At 59.6% G+C, this 22,102-nt stretch carries 21 protein-coding genes and 1 pseudogene; 2 read left to right on the top strand and 20 right to left on the bottom strand.

Annotation, left to right across the window (positions count from 1 at the left end):
* Nucleotides 1–214 precede the first annotated feature (214 nt).
* Entirely contained in the window at nt 215–3,382 is a 3,168-nt protein-coding gene (locus S101446_RS04365) for an error-prone DNA polymerase (protein ID WP_087607737.1), read from the bottom strand.
* Entirely contained in the window at nt 3,379–4,476 is a 1,098-nt protein-coding gene (locus tag S101446_RS04360; RefSeq protein WP_341865152.1) for a Y-family DNA polymerase, read from the bottom strand. The genes S101446_RS04365 and S101446_RS04360 overlap by 4 nt, the downstream gene beginning before the upstream one ends.
* 51 nt (nt 4,477–4,527) lie before the next feature.
* Here S101446_RS04360 and S101446_RS04350 point away from each other — a divergent pair.
* Nucleotides 4,528–5,714 (top strand): IS3 family transposase gene (locus S101446_RS04350; RefSeq protein ID WP_118963845.1). Its coding sequence is split into 2 segments (ribosomal slippage): nt 4,528–4,786 and nt 4,786–5,714, totalling 1,188 coding nucleotides; the frame shifts between segments, so codons are not numbered across the junction.
* A gap of 57 nt (nt 5,715–5,771) precedes the next feature.
* On the opposite strand, the gene S101446_RS04345 is transcribed toward S101446_RS04350, so the two are convergent.
* A complete protein-coding gene (locus S101446_RS04345) occupies nt 5,772–6,125 on the bottom strand; it encodes a Y-family DNA polymerase (protein ID WP_456303539.1) in 354 nt (117 codons plus the stop codon).
* Between the two features lie 7 nt (nt 6,126–6,132).
* Nucleotides 6,133–6,909, bottom strand: a complete 777-nt coding sequence (locus tag S101446_RS04340) for an ImuA family protein (protein WP_087607735.1) — start codon at nt 6,907–6,909, stop codon at nt 6,133–6,135.
* 264 nt (nt 6,910–7,173) lie between these two features.
* Here S101446_RS04340 and S101446_RS04335 point away from each other — a divergent pair, with 264 nt between their 5' ends.
* The gene (locus S101446_RS04335; RefSeq protein WP_087607734.1) at nt 7,174–7,824 is read left to right on the top strand and encodes an SOS response-associated peptidase; all 651 of its coding nucleotides are present in this window, start codon (nt 7,174–7,176) and stop codon (nt 7,822–7,824) included.
* A gap of 122 nt (nt 7,825–7,946) precedes the next feature.
* Here the strand turns inward: S101446_RS04335 and S101446_RS04330 are convergent, their stop codons facing one another.
* The 16 genes and pseudogenes from S101446_RS04330 to S101446_RS17990 form a co-directional block, all read right to left on the bottom strand.
* Nucleotides 7,947–8,681 (bottom strand): DUF4435 domain-containing protein, encoded by a 735-nt coding sequence (locus S101446_RS04330; protein WP_087607733.1) that lies wholly within the window; start codon nt 8,679–8,681, stop codon nt 7,947–7,949.
* A complete protein-coding gene (locus S101446_RS04325; RefSeq protein ID WP_087607732.1) occupies nt 8,674–9,801 on the bottom strand; it encodes an AAA family ATPase in 1,128 nt (375 codons plus the stop codon). The genes S101446_RS04330 and S101446_RS04325 overlap by 8 nt, the downstream gene beginning before the upstream one ends.
* Before the next feature lie 635 nt (nt 9,802–10,436).
* Complete coding sequence (locus S101446_RS04320; protein WP_087607731.1) at nt 10,437–10,943, bottom strand: GNAT family N-acetyltransferase; 507 nt, start codon at nt 10,941–10,943, stop codon at nt 10,437–10,439.
* A gap of 173 nt (nt 10,944–11,116) precedes the next feature.
* Nucleotides 11,117–12,303 (bottom strand): IS3 family transposase gene (locus S101446_RS04315; RefSeq protein WP_118963845.1). Its coding sequence is split into 2 segments (ribosomal slippage): nt 11,117–12,045 and nt 12,045–12,303, totalling 1,188 coding nucleotides; the frame shifts between segments, so codons are not numbered across the junction.
* A 73-nt stretch (nt 12,304–12,376) separates the two neighbouring features.
* Nucleotides 12,377–12,739: pseudogene (locus S101446_RS18370) on the bottom strand (CopG family transcriptional regulator); the annotation flags it as partial.
* Nucleotides 12,739–14,724, bottom strand: a complete 1,986-nt coding sequence (locus tag S101446_RS04300; protein ID WP_087607730.1) for a conjugal transfer protein TraG — start codon at nt 14,722–14,724, stop codon at nt 12,739–12,741. The pseudogene S101446_RS18370 and the gene S101446_RS04300, both read right to left, overlap by 1 nt.
* A 396-nt stretch (nt 14,725–15,120) precedes the next feature.
* Entirely contained in the window at nt 15,121–16,884 is a 1,764-nt protein-coding gene (locus tag S101446_RS04295) for a relaxase/mobilization nuclease domain-containing protein (RefSeq protein WP_087607729.1), read from the bottom strand.
* 223 nt (nt 16,885–17,107) lie between these two features.
* The gene (locus tag S101446_RS04290; RefSeq protein ID WP_167376456.1) at nt 17,108–17,764 is read right to left on the bottom strand and encodes a lytic transglycosylase domain-containing protein; all 657 of its coding nucleotides are present in this window, start codon (nt 17,762–17,764) and stop codon (nt 17,108–17,110) included.
* A gap of 7 nt (nt 17,765–17,771) precedes the next feature.
* Nucleotides 17,772–18,110 (bottom strand): DUF736 domain-containing protein, encoded by a 339-nt coding sequence (locus tag S101446_RS04285; protein ID WP_087607727.1) that lies wholly within the window; start codon nt 18,108–18,110, stop codon nt 17,772–17,774.
* Nucleotide 18,111: 1 nt separating this feature from the next.
* Complete coding sequence (locus tag S101446_RS04280) at nt 18,112–18,654, bottom strand: S26 family signal peptidase (RefSeq protein ID WP_087607726.1); 543 nt, start codon at nt 18,652–18,654, stop codon at nt 18,112–18,114.
* Nucleotides 18,651–19,130, bottom strand: a complete 480-nt coding sequence (locus tag S101446_RS04275; protein ID WP_087607725.1) for a DUF2840 domain-containing protein — start codon at nt 19,128–19,130, stop codon at nt 18,651–18,653. The genes S101446_RS04280 and S101446_RS04275 overlap by 4 nt, the downstream gene beginning before the upstream one ends.
* On the bottom strand, nt 19,127–19,369 hold the full coding sequence (locus S101446_RS04270; protein WP_010510516.1) for a hypothetical protein: 243 nt from the start codon (nt 19,367–19,369) through the stop codon (nt 19,127–19,129). Before S101446_RS04270 ends, S101446_RS04275 begins: the two co-directional genes overlap by 4 nt.
* Nucleotides 19,370–19,487: 118 nt before the next feature.
* Nucleotides 19,488–20,126, bottom strand: coding sequence for a ParA family partition ATPase (gene parA, locus S101446_RS04265; protein ID WP_087607724.1), 639 nt, complete (start codon nt 20,124–20,126; stop codon nt 19,488–19,490).
* Nucleotides 20,123–21,178, bottom strand: coding sequence for a replication initiator protein A (locus tag S101446_RS04260; protein WP_087607723.1), 1,056 nt, complete (start codon nt 21,176–21,178; stop codon nt 20,123–20,125). The genes parA and S101446_RS04260 overlap by 4 nt, the downstream gene beginning before the upstream one ends.
* Nucleotides 21,178–21,468 carry a helix-turn-helix transcriptional regulator gene (locus tag S101446_RS04255; RefSeq protein ID WP_208620554.1) on the bottom strand — a complete coding sequence of 97 codons (291 nt, stop codon included), beginning with the start codon at nt 21,466–21,468 and terminating at the stop codon, nt 21,178–21,180. The genes S101446_RS04260 and S101446_RS04255 overlap by 1 nt, the downstream gene beginning before the upstream one ends.
* A gap of 247 nt (nt 21,469–21,715) precedes the next feature.
* The gene (locus tag S101446_RS17990; protein WP_167376419.1) at nt 21,716–21,853 is read right to left on the bottom strand and encodes a hypothetical protein; all 138 of its coding nucleotides are present in this window, start codon (nt 21,851–21,853) and stop codon (nt 21,716–21,718) included.
* Nucleotides 21,854–22,102 lie beyond the last annotated feature (249 nt).

Here is a 22,102-nt window from a genome sequence, read left to right as displayed (position 1 = left end):
TCTTGCAGTCTGCACAACAAATAAGCATTCTTTTGCTAACTTGGCCAGTGGTAAGGATCGATAGCTTAGCTCGCGCCTTCCGTTATGTACCTCAATCCGCCTACAGCCGATTACGTACAGTGTCCACTTACGGGATAACTGCATTCACGCAAATAAGTCTGCTATGAGGCGTAAGCAGACATCACGAACTTGGATTATCCTGCTGACACAACATTCAATGGAAATTCCGCGCCTTTACCACGATATTTTCTGGCCAGCGATCTTGGTCATGGTCGGGGAAGACCTGTAGCGACCGGTTCCCCATATCGGCCAGCAAGTGGGAAAGATCAACAATCTCACGCGCTACCAGATGAACGACCTCTCCTTCCTTCTGCAGTCGCCCCACAACCCCCAGCATCTGTCCTGACAGGACCATCCGGCGGAAACGTTCAAAAATATCGGGCCAGATAATCACGTTGATCGCCGCCGTTTCGTCCTCCAACGTCATGAACACCACGCCCTCGGCCGAACCGGGCCGCTGGCGGACCAGTACCAGCCCAGCCACCGACAGGCTGCTCCTGGCCCTTGCCTCGAACGCCTGCCGACACGTCACCATTCCACGCTCGATAAGGTCGGCACGCAGGAAGGCCAGGGGATGATCCCGCAGGGTCAGGCCGGTGTGGTTGTAATCGCGCGCGACCTCGGCCCCGTCCCGCATGGGCTGGAGCAGCACATCAGGTTCTTCCGCCTCACGCACGACGGCGGCTGCGGCAAACAGCGGCAGAGGTTCGTCACGTAATGCCTTGATGGCCCACAGCGCCTCGCGCCGGGCCAGGCCCAGCCCCGGCCGGAAAGCGTCCGCCTCGGCCAGATGGGTCAGGGCCACCCCCTTCACCCCTGCCCTACGCCACAAATCGTCGACCGAGACAAAGGATCGGTCGCCCCGAGCCGCTACGATGCGGGCCGCATCTTCATTGGCCAGCCCTTTCACCAGCTTCATGCCCAGGCGGACGGCAAACAGCCCGTCATCCCGCTCCGGGCCTTCGAGCGTGCTGTCCCAGCGCGAAGCGTTGATGCAGATCGGCCGGATCTCGACCCCATGCTCGCGCGCGTCGCGCACAAGCTGTGCGGGCGCATAAAAGCCCATGGGCTGGCTGTTCAGGAGTGCTGCCAGAAACACATCCGGATGGGTGCATTTCATCCAGGATGACGAATAGGCCAGAATGGCGAAGCTGGCGGCATGGCTTTCGGGAAAGCCGTAACTGCCAAACCCCTCAAGCTGCTGGAAGATGCGCTCGGCAAAGGTCTCGGGATAACCGCGCGCCGTCATCCCCTCGATCAGGCGCGTGCGGAAGCGCGAGACGGTGCCGGTATTCTTGAAGGTGGCCATGGCGCGGCGCAACTGGTCGGCCTCGGATGCCGAAAACCCGGCACAGACCATGGCCACCTGCATCACCTGTTCCTGGAATAGCGGAATGCCCAGCGTCTTCCTGAGCACCTTTTCGAGTTCCGGCGTCGGGTAGACTGCCTTTTCCTGCCCGGCCCGCCGGCGCAGATAGGGATGCACCATGTCGCCCTGAATGGGGCCGGGCCGGACGATGGCGACCTCGATCACCAGATCATAGAACACCCGGGGCCTGAGACGTGGCAGCATGGACATCTGCGCGCGGCTCTCGATCTGGAACACCCCGATCGTGTCGGCCTTCCGGATCATGGCGTAAGTCCGGGGATCCTCGGCCGGGATGGTCTGCAGCGTGTAATGCTGCCCCTTGTGTTCGGCCAGAAGGTCCAGCCCCTTCTTCATGCAGGTCAGCATGCCCAGCGCCAGCACATCGACCTTCATGAATTTCAGGACGTCGATATCGTCCTTGTCCCATTCGATGATCTGGCGAGCGTCCATGGCCGCCGGTTCGATCGGTACCAGTTCATCCAGCCGGTCACGGGTCAGGACAAACCCGCCGGGATGCTGCGACAGGTGGCGCGGCACGCCGATCAGGCAGCGGGCCAGATCCAGCGTCAGCCGGATGCGCCGGTCGGACATATCGATCCCCGTCTCATTCAGCGCGTCCTCATCCAGCTTCCGCCCCCAGCCCCAGATCTGGCCGGACAGGGTGCGGATCAAGTCTTCGGGCAGGCCCATGACCTTGCCGACATCGCGTAGCGCGCCCTTGGCGCGATAACGTGTGACTACAGCTGTAAGGGCAGCGTGGTTGCGGCCATAATGACCATAAATCCACTGGATCACCTGCTCCCGGCGCGCGTGTTCGAAATCCACGTCGATATCCGGTGGCTCACGGCGCTCTTCGGAGACGAACCGCTCGAAGAGCAGCGACGTCCGTGCCGGATCGATGGCGGTAATGCCCAGCACGTAGCAGACAGCGGAATTGGCCGCTGATCCCCGCCCCTGGCACAGGATGCCCTGCGATCGGGCATGGCGGACGATGCTGTGGACGGTAAGGAAATACGGGGCATAATCCATGCGCCCGATCAGGGCGAGTTCATGGCTGAGGGTTTTCCTGACCTCGGGCGGAATCCCTTCGGGATAGGCCGTTGCCGCCCCTTCCCAGGTCAGGGCTTCGAGCGCCTGCTGCGGCGTCTGGCCCGGGACGGAGACCTCGTCGGGATACTGGTAGGCCAGGTCATCAAGGCTGAAGCGGCATCGGGCCACGATCTCCATGGGCCGGGCCATCGCTTCGGGATAGCGGCTGAACAGCCGGGCCATTTCCGCGGGCGGCTTGAGGTAGCGGTCCGCATGGCGCTCACGGGCAAAGCCGGCCTCGTCGATGGTGGTGTGGTTGCGGATGCAGGTCACCACATCCTGCAGGATGCGCCGGTCATGGGTGTGGAACAGCACGTCATTGGTCACGACCGCTGGCACCCGCGCCTGATGGGCCAAGTTCGCCAGTTCATACAGCCGCATCTGGTCATTGGGCCGACGCCGCAGGGTCAGCGCCATATAGGCCCGGTCGACAAAGGCGTCCTTCAGCTTGCGAAGCTGCAGGGCGCAGGCATCATCCGCCGTATCCGGGAGCAGGATGACAAGGAGGCCCTCGCCCCATGTGACCAGATCCTCCCAGAGCAGATGGCATTTCCCCTTCCCGGCCCGGGCCTTGCCAAGGGTGAGCAATCGGCACAATCGGCCATAAGCGCCCCGATCCGTCGGGTAGACCAGCACTGGCGCAAAATCGGCGAGGTCGAGACGGCAGCCCACGACCAGGCGGATGCCGGTTTCTTTCGCGGCAACATGGGCCTGCACCATGCCTGCCAGCGAATTGCGGTCGCAGATCCCCAGCGCTTCAATGCCAAGGGCCTTTGCCTGCTCGAACAGTTCAATCGGTGAGGATGCGCCGCGCAGGAACGAGAAATAACTCGTCACCTGCAGTTCGGCGTATGGCATGCTCATTCAAAGAGACCATGCAGGAACCAGCCCTGCGAACCGGTCTCTCCATGTTCGCCATCCCCTGTCCGGTAAACCCAGAATGTTTCCCCGCTGGTGTCTTCCACCCGGAAATAGTCCCGCACGGTGGTCAGTTCGGCATCCCCTTTCCACCATTCGCCAAAGACCCGCTCAGGGCCATCTGCGCATCTGATCCGGCGGCGGATGCCGCGCCAGATGAAGAAGACCGGCGGATGGTCGGGCAGCACCGCCATGGTCTGGATCGGCTCGGGACGGGGCAGCAGGCGCGTGGGGCGTGGCCAGTGATCCGGCCACTCCTTTCCGTCCTCGGCTGCAAGGGCGGGCACGCGGCAGACAGCCCGTTCGGGCACGTCGCTTTCCACTGGGGCAAAGCGATACAGGGCCTGCGTGCCGACGCGGTTGGCCAGGGTATCGATCAGGTCGGAGACGTCGGCCTCTTCTTCTTCGATCAGGGTGGACACACCCTGGCGATGCAGGATCGGCTCGGCCAGCGAAGCCGTCAGCACCATGCGCTCGATCCCGAAGCCCGGATCGATGGTCTCGATCCTGTCACAGAGCAGACGGGTCAGGCGTCTGACGTCCCGCACCGGCATGGCCGTTGCCACGCGCACGGCCTCGGTGTGGCTGTCCACCCGGTGCAGCAGCAGGTCGAGGCGGCGCACGCCCTGTTCGCGTTCCTCCAGCCCGGCGCACAGGGGCGGCACGAGTTTGGTGATGTAGCGGGCTATGGTCTCGGCGGCACTGATCGGTTCGGCAAAGTTCCGGCTGACCTGCACCGGTGCCTGCAGCCGGACCGGGACAATGGCTTCCGCCTGCCGCCCGAAAGCCTGGTCCAGCCTGCGGGCGACATCCGGGCCGAAGCGCAGGGCCAGCGGCGCGCGCGGCATGCCGGCCAGCGGCCCGATGCGTGACACGCCCAGCCCATGGAGGCCATCGATGATATCCGCTGGCAGGCGCAGGGCCTCAATGGGCAGGTCGGCAATCGCTGCCGCCGTCTCACCGGGCGGCACGAGGGTGATGCGTCCCCGGCCATAGCGCGCCAGCGCATGGGCAGCACCCCATGTAGAGGTGGTCCCCATTTTTCGGACAGGGCGATAAGCTATCATCTGGCCTGAACGAGGACGGGTTTTATGGGCAAGGTTACGCGGAAGAGGTATGCGGCAGAGTTCAAGTCACGGGTTGCGCTGGAGGCGATCCGTGGGGAACTGACGCTGGCGGAACTGGCTTCGAAACATGGGGTACATCAGACGATGATCGCCCAGTGGAAACGGCAGGCGATCGAGGGGATGGCGGCGACCTTTTCCGGGAAGACGGTGGCTGAGCCCCCGGTCAGCCCAGCTGACGTGGAGAAACTGCACGCGAAGATAGGCGAACTTCTCGTGGAACGGGATTTTTTACGCGATGCCTCTGCTCGGTTGGGCGTGATCAGAGGCGGCAGATGATTGACCCGAAGAGAGCATGCCTGCCGATAATCCGGCAATGCACGCTGCTGCAACTCAACCGGTCGGGCGTCTACTATCGGCCTGTGCCACAGAGCGAAGCCAATCTGGAGCTGATGCGGCTGATCGACGCCCAGTTCCTGGAAACGCCGTATTATGGCTCACGGCAGATGACATGGCATCTGCGCCGCCAGGGACATGAAGTGGGCCGCAAGCGGGTCCGGCGGCTCATGGCGATCATGGGCCTGCGGGCGATCTACCAGAAGCCGCGCACGACCGTGCCCCATCCGGAGCATCGGAAATATCCATATCTGCTACGGGATCTGGTCATCAATCGGCCTGACCAGGTCTGGTGTTCCGATATCACATATATTCCCATGAAACGGGGATTTCTCTATCTCGTGGCGATCATGGACTGGTTCACGCGCAAGGTCCTGTCCTGGCGTCTGTCGAACACGATGGACGTGGAGTTCTGTATCGAGGCGCTACAGGATGCCCTCATGCGCTATGGCGCCCCGGACATTTTCAATACTGACCAGGGGTCGCAATTTACGACACCCCGTTTCAGCGGGATACTGGAAGAGCGTCAGATCCGCATCAGCATGGATGGGCGCGGTCGCTGGCTGGACAACGTGTTCATCGAGCGTCTGTGGCGGTCGCTGAAATACGAATGCGTCTACCTGTACGCGTTCGAGACCGGATCAGAGCTGAGGGCCGGGCTTGGCAGATGGATCGCCCATTATAACGAAAGGCGTCCGCATACGGCGCTGGCTGGACGAACGCCCGATGAGGCGTATCATGACGTGCCGACGCCATCTGGTCCGGGGTTAACCCCGGACCAGATGGCCAACAGCAACGCCGTCAGAAGGGCGGCATAACAACAACCGGGTATAGCTTATCAAGCCCGCAAAACTGTCCGAACGGACGGGACCACCTCATGTATCGGCAATCGCGGCCCGGGCCGTGATCCCGGCCTCCTTCAGGCGGGTGACCATGTTCTCCAGCATGACGGCCTCGCCCCCATGCAGATGATCGGCACCGGTCGTATCCAGCACGATGCCGTCTGGCGGATCGGGTGCCACGATGGGGGCGATGCGGTGCTGGAACCACAGCGCCAGCCGCTCCAGCCCTGCCCGGTCACCGTCCAAGTCGGCATCCATGATGAGCAGATCGGGATGGAGCGCCTGCGCTTTCGCGACAGGCGTGCCGGGGCGCAGGCCCAGCCTGCGGGCGGCGAGATCGACCGACAGGATGACCCGTCGCCGCCCTTCCCGTCCGGCCAGTACCAATGGGCAGTCAGGCGCGGGCGCGTCGGTTCCCAGCCGCTTCCTGAGCCGGTCTGTCGGCCAGAGCGGCAGGTAGAGTGAGACGACACGGTGCCAGTCTCCCTTTGGCATCACAGGCCTCCACTTCGAAATCGGCGCATTCGCCCGCGCGGGCACGGATCAGTTCGAGCAGCCAGCGGGACCGGCCGACGCCGGGCACTGGCAGCGACACGGATGGGAGGACCGAGACCCGCCACCGGGTGACCGACGCCGTGGGCTGGCCAAAATCGGCCGCATCCGTCTGTCGCCGCCAGCGCCGTATGGCGATGCCCAGCGCGCCGGATGTCTCGGCCGCCAGCTGCAGGCGGCGTGACGCGGTCATGGACAGGCGGGCGACCTCGGCCACGACCGCCCCCAGCCCCTGATGGCGCAGAGCTTCCTCGAAACAGGCCAGCACATCGACGTCCGAACTGGCCGCGACATAGATGGTCCGTCGTGCCGACAGCCCGACCTGCTGCAGTGCCGGGGCATACAGGTCCTGACGGGTGGCGATCCATAGCACCTTGCCCCGTGTCCGGGCCGCGATCCCGGCAGAAAACAGACCGGACGCCGCTGCATTCAGGGCGTCATGGCCGCCGCCGGCCACTTCATGCAGCGCGCCCAGCGCCAGTCCGCCGTCTGGCAGGCGATCGTCAATCTCGGGCACACGGAAGGGCAGCACGCCCCGCCTGCGCCGGCCCTGGCCTTCGAGGCGGCTGACCTGTGCTCTCAGCGCCTCCAGCGCGGGACGGGGTTGGGGTGCGGGCATGGGGTCGGACAATCCATTCGGGTGTTTCTGGCACGGAATTAGCGATTATGTTCGTTATTTGTTCTGGCACGGTGACGAATGTCAACCCATTCTGGAAAAGTGGTTGCGATCCGGACGCGGGCACAGGCCTGCCACACGGTCCAGGCTTGATGAAAACTGTCTGAAGTACAGGGATTTATCAGGAACAGTCCGGCCACCCCCGTCCTGCAGGGTGGATACCGTCCGGCAGGACACCCATATCGAGAATCGCGAAAGGATGGCGTGATGTGCAACCTCTATGCGATGACCAGCAGTCAGCAGGCGATCCGGGAGGCGGCCCGGGTCATGACCGACCGCACCGGCAATCTCCAACCCCTGCCCGAGATCTGGCCCAACACCATGGCGCCCATCGTGCGGAACGCGCCGGATGGGCGTGAACTGGTCATGGCGCGATGGGGCATGCCGACCCCGCCGGGCTACCTGAAAGGCCACAGGGTCGATCGGGGTGTGACCAATATCCGCAATCCCACCTCGACCTGGTGGAAACGCTGGGAAGGTGTGGCGCATCGCTGCCTCGTGCCGCTCACGGCCTTTTCCGAACCGGAGCGCCTGCCGGATGGGACCAGCAGGCCCGTCTGGTTTGCCCGCAGCGATGGGGAGCTGCTGGCTTTCTTTGCCGGAATCTGGTGCCAGTGGACGTCAGTACGAAAACTGGCGGATGGCGAGACGACGGATGACCTGTTCGGCTTCCTGACCACCACGGCCAATCGGGAAGTCGGCGCCATTCATCCGAAAGCTATGCCGGTAATCCTGACCCGGCCGGAAGAACTGGACCTGTGGATGAAGGGGCCTCTGGACGATGCGCTACAACTGCAGCGCCCCCTACCTGACAATGCCCTAAAGATGGTACATGCTTCCCCGGTAGGCAGTTATTAAATGTCGGCAACGGGGGGATTTCAGACTGTCCGCTATTAGAAAAGAATTCTGATTAGCGGACGTCATAGAAACGTAATAATAAAAGTAAAATAAAATTTACCCTACAATGATAAATAATTTATTTACATAAAATATTTTGATATATTTCCCCTGATTAAAGAGAATTTATCTCCCATCCTCGATGACCCTAAATATATTATTTGTTTTGAAGAAAATTTTACCGGTCTACTTCGTTTTGATAGTTGTCTCAAAATTAAATGGATTAATGATTTTCCTCGCAGAAGGCTTCGATATTCTCTTTTTATTTCACGATATAAAATTTCAGGATAAGACTCTCCGTCTCGTAACTCACACAGTCTAGCATATTCATCATCATCATCGAGTATCTTGTTTGGGTGATGGCGGTATCCAGCCTGCTCTCCTCGAAGAGTGCGGTCGACCGCCAAAGCATACCACTTTATGAATTTATCAAGTTCTATTTCAAACGTTTCTCTTTCGGCACGAGTAAGAAGATCCTCTATCTGTCCATCACAAAACGCATCGTTCTCTACAGAATAACCGCAGGAAGTAACTACATTTTTTATATGTATTGGAAGTTTATGAACCCACAAATCTTTATCGACAACGAACAAAACTCTTGTACTTATCGGGAAATCTTCAATCATTTTCTTAACCAGCAATACATTTTCTTTGTTTCCAGCTGGAAGCATATCAACATCTATTTCCTCAAGACTTTCTTCTATTTTTCTATAAAATATAATATCGTCTTTTCCTTCTACCAAAACGGTATCAAGCGAACTTCGTTTAAGTAGTTCGTAAATTTCTAAAGGGGTAGGCATAGGCTTTTGCTCAGACATCTGATGCTCCACGATCAGCTGAAAGCGCAACCTCCTTATCTGGATATTTTCCATAAATAAAAGGTGAGTGCGTCGCAAAAATAAACTGATTTTTTGGATTTTGCTTATGCAATATTGGATATAATCTTCGCTGCCAATCAACGTGCAAGCTTAATTCTGGTTCATCTATGAATATTATCGAGTCGTTAGTAAATGCATTGTAGCATATAAAACTCAACATTTGCTTTTCGCCGGCAGATAGGACGTCACTATTTACAGCTTCAGCGGCATCGCCAAAATTCAGTCTTGGGCCAAAAGATATTCCCGAATGTTGAAATAAGTTTTCGACGAGCTTCGTAACCGCGTCAAATGGTCTCATTTTTTCCGATCTAAACGACTCTATTTTCTCAATTTCTTCCCTTGTCTCTGATAATAAAGTATCAGCATACTCTCTATTGCTTTCCTCCCGCTGGTAAACTTTTATTTTGTCGATAACATTTTTTGAAATTTTCGCTTGATATTTATTGATTTCTTCGGAAAACTCTGAGAACCTTTTCCTTAGTAGGCTAACGACGTCCTCTGTAGATATTGCAGAAACAAAAACGTGATTTTTGTTCGTCAATCTTCTTGAAAGTGACGATAATATATCGTCTATTTCAGCTTCAGCTATTGCCCAAGGGCGAGATCGATTTGACGATGTTGATTGTTGCATGGAAAACCCACCCTCGATTCGACGGAAAGTCGGAAAAAATATTGACCCTCCCTCATTCCGCAAAATGGGATTTACTTGGTCTTCTGCGGCCTTGGGGGGGGTGAAAAAATCTCTATCTCCATCAAAGACTTCACTATCCTCGTAAGTTTTAGTACCTTTTCTGGTGGTTAGTTCAATACGGCACGTCAACGGGCCAGTTCTAAATACCGAACACTTATATAAATCAGTTTCAACAGTAACTGACCTAAATTCTATTTCCCTCAAAGCGTTTAGTATATTTCCACTCACTATAAACCAAGCTAATTTCATTATTGTAGTTTTTCCGGAGCCATTTCTTCCGGTTATTATATTTAAATCGTCATTAAATATATAATTTACTTCGGGTTTTGATCCAAATAGACCAAGAACGCTAACAGATTTCAGGATCATATTCGTTAAGCCTATTCGTCTAGAATGACATCCAAAATGTTACATTAGCAATTATCCTCTCGCCTTGAAACTCCCTGCGGCAAATTCCAAAAGGAGCGCCTATAACCGCTTGGAAGATCTTTAAAGTACTGTCGCTTCACTGGACAGAACCCTCCTGAGAGAATCTTCGGTTCGATGACAAGATAACGTTAGTTCGTGCGTCACTATGAAAACCGCTTCGATGTGTTACCAATCATAATATTCTCCGTTATTGGCGTCAATATTCTGCGCAATAATGATTATTTTTTATTTATAATAGGAATTAATGGTAAATAATATCGAAAATTTTATATAACCGCTTCACTAAAAGTATATATGAAATGAAGTATCAGATATAATTTACAGGCATTGCCGTAAAAACCACAAAAAATACCAGATACTCTAACTGTACGTAATTCAAAAAACTCTGATGTGGAGCTTTTAAGTTTTAAGGTTTTTTGATGTCCGCTTCCCATCTTCGCACGATATCCAACAGAAGACAGCTATGAGGCGACCGCCGTCCGTCTGTTACGTCTGATAGGTGAGTAGACGACTTAAACTGATGAATTGGGATATCGGCCTTCTGAGAAAAATGGAAAAAGGCCAATACTCAGAAATCAGGATTCATCTCGCAGCAACGCCCAGCGTTCATGGTCACGCCATTCCCCATTTATGCGAAGATAACGGGGTGAGAAGCCTTCATTACGGAACCCCAGCCTTCGAACCAGCGTTATAGATTTCATATTCCCAGGCTGAATGTTTGCTTCCAGGCGGTGCAGTCCGACGTCATCGAAAGCAGCCTTTACCGTCAGGCGTACTGCTTCGGTCATCAAGCCACGTCCAGAGAACTCTATCATTCCATAATAGCCCAGATATGCATTCTGAAAGCCACGCATGAAAATCTGGCTGAGATGGGTGATGCCTACAATACGTCCAGTATCCAAATCGCGCGCAACAAACCCCATATTGGCGCCTGACATCTGTTCATCGAACCACGTATCAAAGCCTTCACGCGTTATGAAGGGGTGAGTCCAGGGGGCGTGATAAGAACGGCTCTCTATATTAGCTTTAATAAGGTCAACAGCATCTTTCCGACAGACTTTGCTCAGCAATATTTTTCTCATAGTCGGCTGTGCGTCCACTCACTGCTAGAAACGAAAGATAACAGATCGATTGTTATCCTATTTATGAAAAATCCGCCCGTCCGTTTTCGGGGAAACAGGAACTACCGTCTATGTGAGGTGGTCCCGTCCGTTCGGACAGTTTTGCGGGCTTGATAAGCTATACCCGGTTGTTGTTATGCCGCCCTTCTGACGGCGTTGCTGTTGGCCATCTGGTCCGGGGTTAACCCCGGACCAGATGGCGTCGGCACGTCATGATACGCCTCATCGGGCGTTCGTCCAGCCAGCGCCGTATGCGGACGCCTTTCGTTATAATGGGCGATCCATCTGCCAAGCCCGGCCCTCAGCTCTGATCCGGTCTCGAACGCGTACAGGTAGACGCATTCGTATTTCAGCGACCGCCACAGACGCTCGATGAACACGTTGTCCAGCCAGCGACCGCGCCCATCCATGCTGATGCGGATCTGACGCTCTTCCAGTATCCCGCTGAAACGGGGTGTCGTAAATTGCGACCCCTGGTCAGTATTGAAAATGTCCGGGGCGCCATAGCGCATGAGGGCATCCTGTAGCGCCTCGATACAGAACTCCACGTCCATCGTGTTCGACAGACGCCAGGACAGGACCTTGCGCGTGAACCAGTCCATGATCGCCACGAGATAGAGAAATCCCCGTTTCATGGGAATATATGTGATATCGGAACACCAGACCTGGTCAGGCCGATTGATGACCAGATCCCGTAGCAGATATGGATATTTCCGATGCTCCGGATGGGGCACGGTCGTGCGCGGCTTCTGGTAGATCGCCCGCAGGCCCATGATCGCCATGAGCCGCCGGACCCGCTTGCGGCCCACTTCATGTCCCTGGCGGCGCAGATGCCATGTCATCTGCCGTGAGCCATAATACGGCGTTTCCAGGAACTGGGCGTCGATCAGCCGCATCAGCTCCAGATTGGCTTCGCTCTGTGGCACAGGCCGATAGTAGACGCCCGACCGGTTGAGTTGCAGCAGCGTGCATTGCCGGATTATCGGCAGGCATGCTCTCTTCGGGTCAATCATCTGCCGCCTCTGATCACGCCCAACCGAGCAGAGGCATCGCGTAAAAAATCCCGTTCCACGAGAAGTTCGCCTATCTTCGCGTGCAGTTTCTCCACGTCAGCTGGGCTGACCGGGGGCTCAGCCACCGTCTTCCCGGAAAAGGTCGCCGCCATCCCCTCGATCGCCTGCCGTTTCCACTGGGCGATCATCGTCTGATGTACCCCATGTTTCGAAGCCAGTTCCGCCAGCGTCAGTTCCCCACGGATCGCCTCCAGCGCAACCCGTGACTTGAACTCTGCCGCATACCTCTTCCGCGTAACCTTGCCCATAAAACCCGTCCTCGTTCAGGCCAGATGATAGCTTATCGCCCTGTCCGAAAAATGGGGACCACCTCTGACTGCCTGCCAGACGGCGGCCGACAGCCTCGACAAACCCGTCATAGCGTTCCCTACCCTTCGCCTGCGCGGCTGCCATGGCCCCATCGGGTAATGGCGGCGTGCTGGTAAGCCAGAAACGCACGAACACGGCCAGCGTCTCATTGGTGATCGTGACGTGGCGATCCAGCCGCTCGATCTCGCGCGTCATGCGATCCAACCTGCGGGACAAGGCACTTTCCAGGCGATCCGGGCCATCGGGAGACAAAAAGGACGCAAGAGCCGCCTCGACGACCGCTGCCTGGGTAACATGCCGTCGCGTGGCATATTCGGCGATGCGATCCACGAGATCGGGCGGAAGCCGGAAGGTATATTTGCCGCGCACGACCATCAGAGCCCCATATGATCGCCCGGATCTAGCGAAACCTGTCGCGCGAAACCGCGCTGCCGCAGCACGGTATTTTTGACGACCTGCTCATCTTCGGTTTCATCGGGTGGTTCAAATTCATGCACCGCCCGCCGGGGTTCCGGGACGATTTCCTCATGTTCGGGCAATTCCGGTTCACGTCGGATCCCGGCATTGGCTGCATCGTCATCGCTTCCGCCGCTGCCTTGAGGTGCAACCGGCTGAATGGTGTCGGCCCAGTCCCCGGGTTGAATCGGCTTTTCCGGGTCTTCGATCGCCTGTTCCCTACCAGGCGTTGGCGGCGTGCTGACACGTCGGGCCAGTTCAGGATCCTCGAAATATCGTGCCTTGCGTGCCCGGATGGGCGGACATCCGGACACCATGACCAGTTCCTCATGGTCGGGCAACTGCATGATTTCCCCCGGTGTCAGCAGAGGCCGGGCGGTTTCATGACGGGTCACCATGAGATGCCCCAGCCATGGCGACAGCCTATGCCCGGCATAGTTTTTCGCATCGCGGATTTCCGTGGCGGTGCCAAGGGCGTCAGACACACGCTTGGCGGTACGTTCGTCGTTGGTCGCGAAGCTGACCCGTACATGGCAGTTATCCAGGATGGAATTGTTCTGGCCGTAGGCTTTCTCGATCTGGTTCAGGCTCTGGGCGATCAGGAAACTCTTGATCCCGTATCCTGCCATAAAAGCCAGGGCGCTCTCAAAAAAGTCCAGCCGCCCCAGGGCCGGGAATTCATCCAGCATGAGCAGCAGGCGTTGCCGATGCCTGGCCCCGCTCAGTTCTTCCGTCAGCCTTCGGCCAATCTGGTTGAGCACGAGCCGGACAAGCGGCTTGGTGCGGCTGATGTCGGATGGCGGGACAACCAGATACAGTGTGACCGGATGCGGCCCCGTGACCAGATCTGCGATCCGCCAGTCACAGCGCCTTGTAACATGCGCCACGACCGGATCCCGGTACAGGCCCAGGAATGACATGGCGGTGGACAGGACGCCGGAACGCTCGTTATCGGACTTGTTCAGCAATTCGCGGGCGGAACTGGCGACGACAGGATGCACCCCTTTTTTCCCGAGATGCGGTGTTGTCATCATGATCCGCAATGTCGCTTCGATCGAGCGTCGCGGGTCGGACAGGACGTTGGCAACACCGGCCAGCGTCTTGTCGGTCTCGGCATAAAGGACATGCAGGATGGCGCCGACCAGCAGCGCGTGACTGGTCTTCTCCCAGTGATTACGCTTTTCCAGCGCACCTTCCGGGTCAACCAGCACATCGGCGATGTTCTGCACATCGCGCACTTCCCACTCACCGCGCCGGACCTCGAGAAGCGGGTTGTAAGCGTGACTTGCCATGTTGGTGGGATCGAACAGGACCACACGACCGAACCGTGCGCGCCAGCCTGCGGTCAGCTGCCAGTTTTCCCCCTTGATATCATGCACTATGGCCGATCCCGGCCAGGTCAGCAGCGTTGGCACGACCAGTCCCACGCCCTTGCCCGAACGCGTCGGCGCAAAACACAGGACATGCTCCGGTCCATCGTGACGCAGATAACGGCGTTCCGCCATCTGGCCCAGCACGACACCGTCATTATCGATCAGGCCGGCATGGCGCATGTCACGCGAATCGGCCCAGTGGGCTGAACCGTAGGTCGTGGCCCGTTTCTTCTCCCTCGCGCGCCACACCGCCATGCCGATGGCAACAATCACCGCAACGATGCCGCCAGAAGCTGCGATATAGCCGCCCGTCTGGAAAATATCCGGGGCATAGGCGTCAAAAATAAACCACCACCAGAAAAACGTGGGCGGATAATAAATCCGCCACCCTGCCAGCATGAACCAGGGCGCGCCAAGCTGGGCCTGATAGCCCAGTCGCCATGCTGTCCACTGCGTGGCGGCCCACATTGAGGCCAGCACGACAAAGGTGACAGCCAATACGGAACTCCACAGAATTCTTGTAGCGCTCATGGAGAAGTGAATTCGACCATTCCCTGCACCGATCAAGATTTATCCGCATGCTCAGAAGCGAAGGGACGGAAACGGACAGAAACAGGACGGTTCGGCCGCCAGAGAACGCCCACATGACCACATGCCATGCGAGAAGAGCGACTCAGGCCCGACTCATACCCAGTTCATATCCGCAACGAAAACATTCCCTTATCGTTGATAAGAGGCACGGAATGACGGATTGCAGGGCTAATGACGAACGACATGTCTATTGCGGATGACAATGCGCCGTTCAACCACTGGTTGAAGACCGGTCTGCGTGCCCTGTTCAATGAAGTCGTTCGTGAACCAATCCCTGAAAATCTCCTACGGATCATCACCGAAGCCGAACCAGAGGTCCGTTCCCCCGCTTCCGACCTAGATGCCCAGACCCCGCCTGCGGCCAAACGTCCAGTCAACGCTGCCACCGGGTGACAGTGTACCACTGACATGCTGGCCCAGTTTCTGCTCCAGCGCCGGCCGCCAGGGCACGAGCTGGAAACCTAGCCCGTCATCGATCATGGCAAAGCGCCCTGATGAGAGATTGACACGCTGGCGGTAAATACCAGCCACCGTGTCTCCTTCCTTTCCCGTATGATGGATCAGCCCGGTCTCGGCCGCGATGCGGCTGGCCGCCTGATCCAGGTCGCGCTGGCGCAGGGTATCGATCAGGTTGCGGGCAAACACCAGCCGCTGTCCCTGCTGACGGGCTAGCCCTTCCGCTACCAGGCGCTCTGCCCGCTGCTGCATCGCCTGGCGCGCCTCGGCCCCGAAACCTGCGTGGGCGAGTGGCGGGTCACGCGCAACCATCTGGCGGTCCAGCCATGTGGCACCCGGCGCCGTCACCTGCTCTGCAAGGGTGAGGTCCGACCGGGTGGCCAGCGAGAGGCGCGCGTTTCCCTTCCCGTCCTGCCAGGACCGGGTTTCGACAATGGCACCGGCCTTTCCATCCCCGGTAAGATCCAGTTCCGCAAACCTGATATGATGGGTCCGTCCATCAATACCAGCGATCACGGCATAACCTGATCCTTTCAGTTCATCATCCAGCCCGCGCTCGACCAGTTTCCCGATGACCGGATCGTGCACCTGTTCGCCATGAATGGCGAAGCCACCCACGTCGGGCGCATCTCCCTCACGTGCCATGGCGCGGTGCATTGTCGTGATGATGTCGCCCCGTGTGGCAAGATCCCGCAGGGTCGCTTCCATACCGGGCTTCAGAGTCCATTGGGCCACGCCGACCTTCTCGGCCAGGCCAAGGCTTTCAAGCCGGGTCGCCCGTCCGACCAGCAGTCGGCGCAACTGGGGATCCTCTCCCCCGGCACCAGGACGCAGGTCGGCCACACCGCCGCCTTCGTCGCAGACATCCTGCAGGGCGCGATCAAGGCTGGTCCAGCGATCAGCGCCGATCTCGTTTTCCAGGGCAGTGCGGATTTCATGTTCGCTGCGTGGTCCGAGTTCCAGCGTGACCCGCCCGGCCGCCCGGTCGCGCAGACCCCGACTGATATAATCCCGGTCAATGACAAGATCCCTGCCATCATCGGCCACGCCCCGGACAAGGATATGGACATGCGGATTGTCGGTATTCCAGTGATCGACGCCAACCCAGTCCAGCCGCGCGCCCAGGTCTCGCTCCATGTCCGCCATCAGGTCACGGACAAAGCCCTTCAGATCCTCCATGCGGGCGGCATCTTCTGGCGAGACGATGAAACGGAAATGATGCCGGTCATCGGCACAGCGTTCGGCAAACGCCTTTCCATCGGCCTCCTCCGTGCCGGCATCGAACAGATGCGCCTTCGCGCCATCTTTCGTCACCCCTTCACGGCGCAGATAGGCGATGTGGCGGGCGAGTGGTGCCGAGCGGAACCGCGCGCCGCGCTGGCGGACCACCCGTGCCTTGACCACAACGCGCCGGGCGTTACTGCGCAGGCGCGTGGACAGAGCGGCGCGGCGGCCGCGGGCAAGATGCGAACCGCCGCCGCGGCCACCGCGCCGGCCGCCGCCGCCAAAGCGTCGACCGACATGACCGGCCTTTCTGGCCGCGCGCGTGACCTCACCGACAAAGGATTTCGGACGGCCGCCGCCCTGGTTGCCATGCTGGATCCGGCCGGGCCGGACCCGGAGATCATCGTCACCGGCACTCATGGGAGGCTGGCACGCAACGCATTGATAACAGGGCAGGAACAGGCCGGCATGCCAGCCACCCTACCATCAGAACTAACAAATTCCTTAACCCCCTCAACCATTTGCACCCCCGCAAGGGCGGTGCTTTTAACTTGCCATCCCTTCCTCCTTCCCCTGCAAACCCCCTGCCCCCCAGCCTGACCTGTCCCGCAGCCTGCCAGCGCCCGATCGCCTGAACCGCCGGTCATGGATGGTCTCCTGAAGCAGCCGGGCGCACAAAGAGTCCCGGCGCCTGCGGTGCGAGGCCAGACCATGCGGCGACCGGCACACCGTCGGAAAGCGGACTGGCCTGCACGGCATCAGTGGAGCGAAGGGCCGGAAAGAGGGAAGAAACCTGCCATGACGGGGTTATTGCCGCGTGTATTGGCATGTCCGCCCCGTGCACTCCGCCTGCAAGATTGCGGACGGATGCGACGTAATGCAGCGTCTCGTCAGGCAGCGGGCGGCCGGTCAGGAGATGGTCTTCATAGCGTGCGGGACCAGCATTATAAGCTGCCAGAAATCCCGTATCACCGTAGCGGTCATGCATCTGCCGCAGATAGGCCGCGCCCGCCAGGATGTTGTCATGCGGGTCGAACGGATCTTGGCCCAGCCCCAGATCGATGCGCAGAGACGACCACGTTACGGGCATGACCTGCATCAGGCCCATTGCGCCCCGGTCGGACACGGCATGGACATTGCCCGCGCTTTCCGCCTGCAGCACTGCGCTGATCCATGTCACGGGAATCTGCACTTTTGTTGCCGCCTCCGCTACGAAACCTGCATAGGGATCGGCACAGACTACGTGCGGTGTCCCTGCCGTCAGGATAGCGGCTGACAGAGTCCACCAGTGTCGCCGCATGGGCCTGTCACGCCCGATCATGACGTGCCACCGGACGGTTCCAGACCAGATGGAAGACACGCCCCTGCCGGTCGGACTGGAACAGGTTGGCATGAATCGGCTGTGGCAGAACGGGATCATCGAGAACGATGGAGATGTAGTCTCCTGCCTTCTCGCCGGTGCGTTTCCAGCCCGCGCCGATCTCCATGCCGTTGCCAGCTTCCCCGAGATGGATACGGTAATCGGGTGCATGCCTGGCATCCGATGGTGCTGCCGGGACAAAGGTCAGTTCGGCATCAAGGGCGAGCGTACGCAGACGTCCGGCAAAGCCGTCCACCGTGCGCGTAAAGGTTCCGATCTGGGGCATGTCAGGCTCCACGGGACAAGGGGTGTGCAGGGAGGGAAGCGGACCGCGTCCAGACAGGTGTTGCGCGACCGAGGACGCTGGCAGCCGGCAGGAGACCGAAATACCGGCCATCCAGGCTGGTCGGCATGTCCGGATTCATGACAAACACCTGACCGGGCCAGACTGTCTGGCAACCCCGCCAGACCGGTAGCGGGAGACCGAGATGATCGCGGACAAGAGCCGTGCCACGTGTGACGCCGTCGACGGAAATCGTGTTTTCTGTCCGGCATACCGTCTGCCCCGGCAGGGCTGCGACCGGCTTGAGCAGCGGCACGCCACGCGGCAGGTACCCGCCCCGGGCCAGTTGATCGGCAATGCCGTCAGGCAGGTGGATCGCCACCAGATCTCCCACATGAAGCGCGCTTGCGGCATGCAGCCGGTAGAGGCCCACCGGCGTGCTGGCCGTGGCGTTCCAGAGCAGCCACGGTGTCGGATGGAAGGCAGATGACAGGCCAATGCCAAGACAGGCAAAATACGTGGAGAAGAATGCGCCGAACCGGGTCATGACGTGACACTCCGCCGCTGGAGCCATGCCGCATGACGCTCGGGCGTGTAGGGGCGGGCCACCTGTCCGGCCGCCATGCGGTTATGGACATGGCGCCAGTGATCGGGGCACACGGTGGCTGCATCCAGCCCCATGGCCTCGATCGCATCCACGACCTGCAGCACCCTGCGGACATGCGGCCAGCCGCTCACCCGCAGGAGAAGATGGCCACCCGGCGACACGAACGGCACACGGTCGCAGCCCTCGCCGGGCAGCGGGACGCGCACGATGTCAAGGCGGGAGACGACGGTGCCATAGTCATTCGACGCCCAGCGCACGAAGCCGAAGACGCTGTCAGGCGGGAAGCTCAGGATACGGCGCCGACGGTCAAGGATCTGCTCGTGCGCGGCGCGACCAAAACGGATCCAGTGCTCGATCCGCTTCTCGACCCAGGTCAGTTCGACATGGGCCGTGGTATCGTGTTGGGAGTGGATCATGGGTCTTCTCCGGGGGAGTCGGGGAATTCACGTTCGAGGCATGCGCGCAGCATGTCGGCAACGGTGATGCCGCGCCGGAAGGCCACCACCTTGATGCGCGCGCGCAGGGCCGGGGTGACATCGATGGTCAGCCGGGCGGTATGGACCGGCGCGGCCGGACCGGTCCGGGGCGCACGGATCCAGCGATCCGCGTCGCCGGGTCGGGTCGCAAACGGACCTTTGCGGGCGGGGATGCTCATGGGCCATGAAACCCGTCAGCGCCGTCCCCTGCGTCCGGGGCGAGAGGACGGCACCAGCCAACCATGCCGAAAGCGCCACGCAGAAGGCCGGGAAACAGTCTCAACGACGTCGGGAGGGTCATGATACCTGCCTCCCCACATCGCAGCACAGGGCGGCAATCTCGCGGGCAGCTATCCCACGCGGGCGCCAGTCCATGACCAGGCGTCCAGTGCGCGCCGTATCGGCGAAGGCGACACGCTGCCCGATCCGTGTCGCCAGCACGGGTGGATCGTGATCGGCGAGCGCCAGACCGGTTTCGCGGGCGATGGTGGTCCCCGCCCCGCAGCGGTTGAGCACGAAGCGGGCCAGAAGCGTCGGACGGAACAGCCGTGCCTCGGAGAGCAGGCGCAGCATCTCCGCCGAAGCCCAGCCATCGAACGGGGAGGGCTGGACCGGGATCAGCACGAGATCGGTCGCAAGCAGGGCCGAACGCAGCAGGCCTGCAACCCTGGGCGGCCCGTCGATGACGACGTGATCCACATCATGGGCCAGTTCGGGTGCTTCCCGGTGCAGCGTGTCGCGTGCCAGCCCGATGACCCCGAACAGCCGGGGCAGGCCTTCACGGGCACGCTGTTCCGACCAGTCCAGCGCCGAACCCTGCGGGTCGGCGTCGATGACCGTCACGCGTCGCCCTTCCCGAGCCCACTGCCCGGCAAGATGCAGTGCCAGGGTAGTCTTGCCGACGCCACCCTTCTGGTTAAGGAAGGCCACGATCATGGCGTGCCCTCCCGACTTATCCACAGGCCCGAAGCGCCAGCAACATCGACAAAGTTAGATTCTTTTAAGTTAGAGTCTAAGTTAAGGGCGCCGTAACCATCGGTTTTTACGTTCTGATTCGGCGTTTTCGATGCATGATAGCACGTGTCCCGATGACGTGATGGCACGTGCTTATCCACACATGATGGCACGAGCGGATTCACAGGAAGTCCACAGGATGCTGTGGATAACCTGGCGCGGGCGAACACCAGAATTTCGACCCTGTCGCGGTTGCGTTCCACCGATAACCGGTATCCCGGAAGTGGCTGGCGGCGTGCCATCTGACGCAGTTCGAGGCTGAACCGGGTGAAGGACGACAGGCTGGCCGATTTTTCGTACAGATGCCGGAATTCGAAGCGCCAGCCACGTCGCTGATGGCCACCATGCTTGCGCACGACGCGGTAGAGCCAGCGCTCCAGCCCGCCTGTCAGGGAGAAATAGGCCCGGTCAATCGTCAGCACGAGCGCGTCATCGAGCAGGGCCGCATAAAGCCAGTCCGGGAGCACCAGTTCGACCCCATCGCTCTGCCCCCCGCTATCGGTGCGTGCGGCCCATTCGTTGATCCATGAGAACCGATGCAGGCGTTTTTCGGCGGACTGACGTAGGGATGTCATGATGGAGGTCGCCTGAAGGCGGTTGAGCGCGGCCCGCAGCCGGTTATAGTCGCGGATACTTGTGCCCCGGCCGATGAAACGCAGGATTTCGTGGGGGCTTGCGACCATGCGACGCGATATCCGACGCCCTGCGTCCCGGGCTTCGACAATATGGCTCGCGGCCCAGATCAGGATGTCTGCATCCCAGATCGTGGCGAGGCCGTGTTCGGCCGACGCCTCCACCCGGATGGTGACGCCGCCAGCCGCGAAATCGATCGGAACGATGCGGGGCGACTTGGCCAGGCTGAAAAAGGGAAAGGCCATGAGATCCTGCATGTCCCGTGGCGCCATGTCACCGGGCAGCGTACGGAACAGGTGCAGGCTCGCCCGCTCGGAGCGCAGCGGAAGCGGGGCGTCCATCAGCGCTCCTCCCGTCGCACGGGAGACGGCGGGATCAGCGGACTCCGTCGTGCGGCAGCCGGAATGACGCGTGCCGTGGTATCGGATGTATGGGCGCGGGCGGCACTGTCCACCCAGGCCTGCAGTTCATCCACCCGATAGACAACGCGACCGCCCAGCTTCGAATAGCGGGGACCGGTGCCGTAGATCCGGTGTTTTTCGAGTGTGCGGATGGACAGACCGACAAATTTCGAGGCGTCGGGTGTGCGCAGGTAGCGCGGTGGCATGGTGACGTCGGAACTGGATGTCATCGGACGGCTCCCTGTAGCTATCGCAGGTCGCGGGACAGGTGCGGCCTGTGGGGAACAGCGTGACAAAACGGCCTGTATCGGGACCAGCTGCGATCTCGTGGAGGTGCGAGATCGCAACTGGACAGGGTAAGGCTGGCGATAATGCGCGTTCTGTCCGGGTGTGATCGTCCGGGATCAGGAACGAAAGTCACAGGCTTTTGTCAGCGGTAATGCGGGCTGACCAAAAAACTGGAAAGAGAAGCCCCCGTCAGACGGGGGCCTCGGCATCACGGCGTGCGAGCGCTTCCCTGAGTTCCCGCTCGACCTGTCGGCGCTCGCGGCGGCTCAGGTGAAAGCTGGTCAGTTCGTTACGCAGTGCGTGGATGGTATCGTTGAGTGTGATCATTGTCCTGCTCCTTTCGTTTTTCGAAGACAGGACAGACGGCTCATGCCCGGGTGGACCGGGTCAGGGATCGCCGCAGGCGACCGGCTTGCCGGCGTGTGGGGGAGCCGATTTTGTCTGACGCGCCCGGCATGGGTGCGCCAGACAAAATTGGGGGGACCGCGCGTCCTTGACGCGGTTCGGTTCGCGCATGGTACGATAGTAAGGCTGAAGGAAGCCCAAATCCCGATTAACCCATGTGTGGAAATCGGC

Origin of the sequence: Komagataeibacter europaeus, assembly GCF_002173515.1 — a bacterium.
GTDB lineage: Bacteria > Pseudomonadota > Alphaproteobacteria > Acetobacterales > Acetobacteraceae > Komagataeibacter > Komagataeibacter europaeus.
The sequence above is the reverse complement of the archived record's forward strand: the minus strand, read 5'-3'. Positions and strand labels throughout refer to the sequence as shown.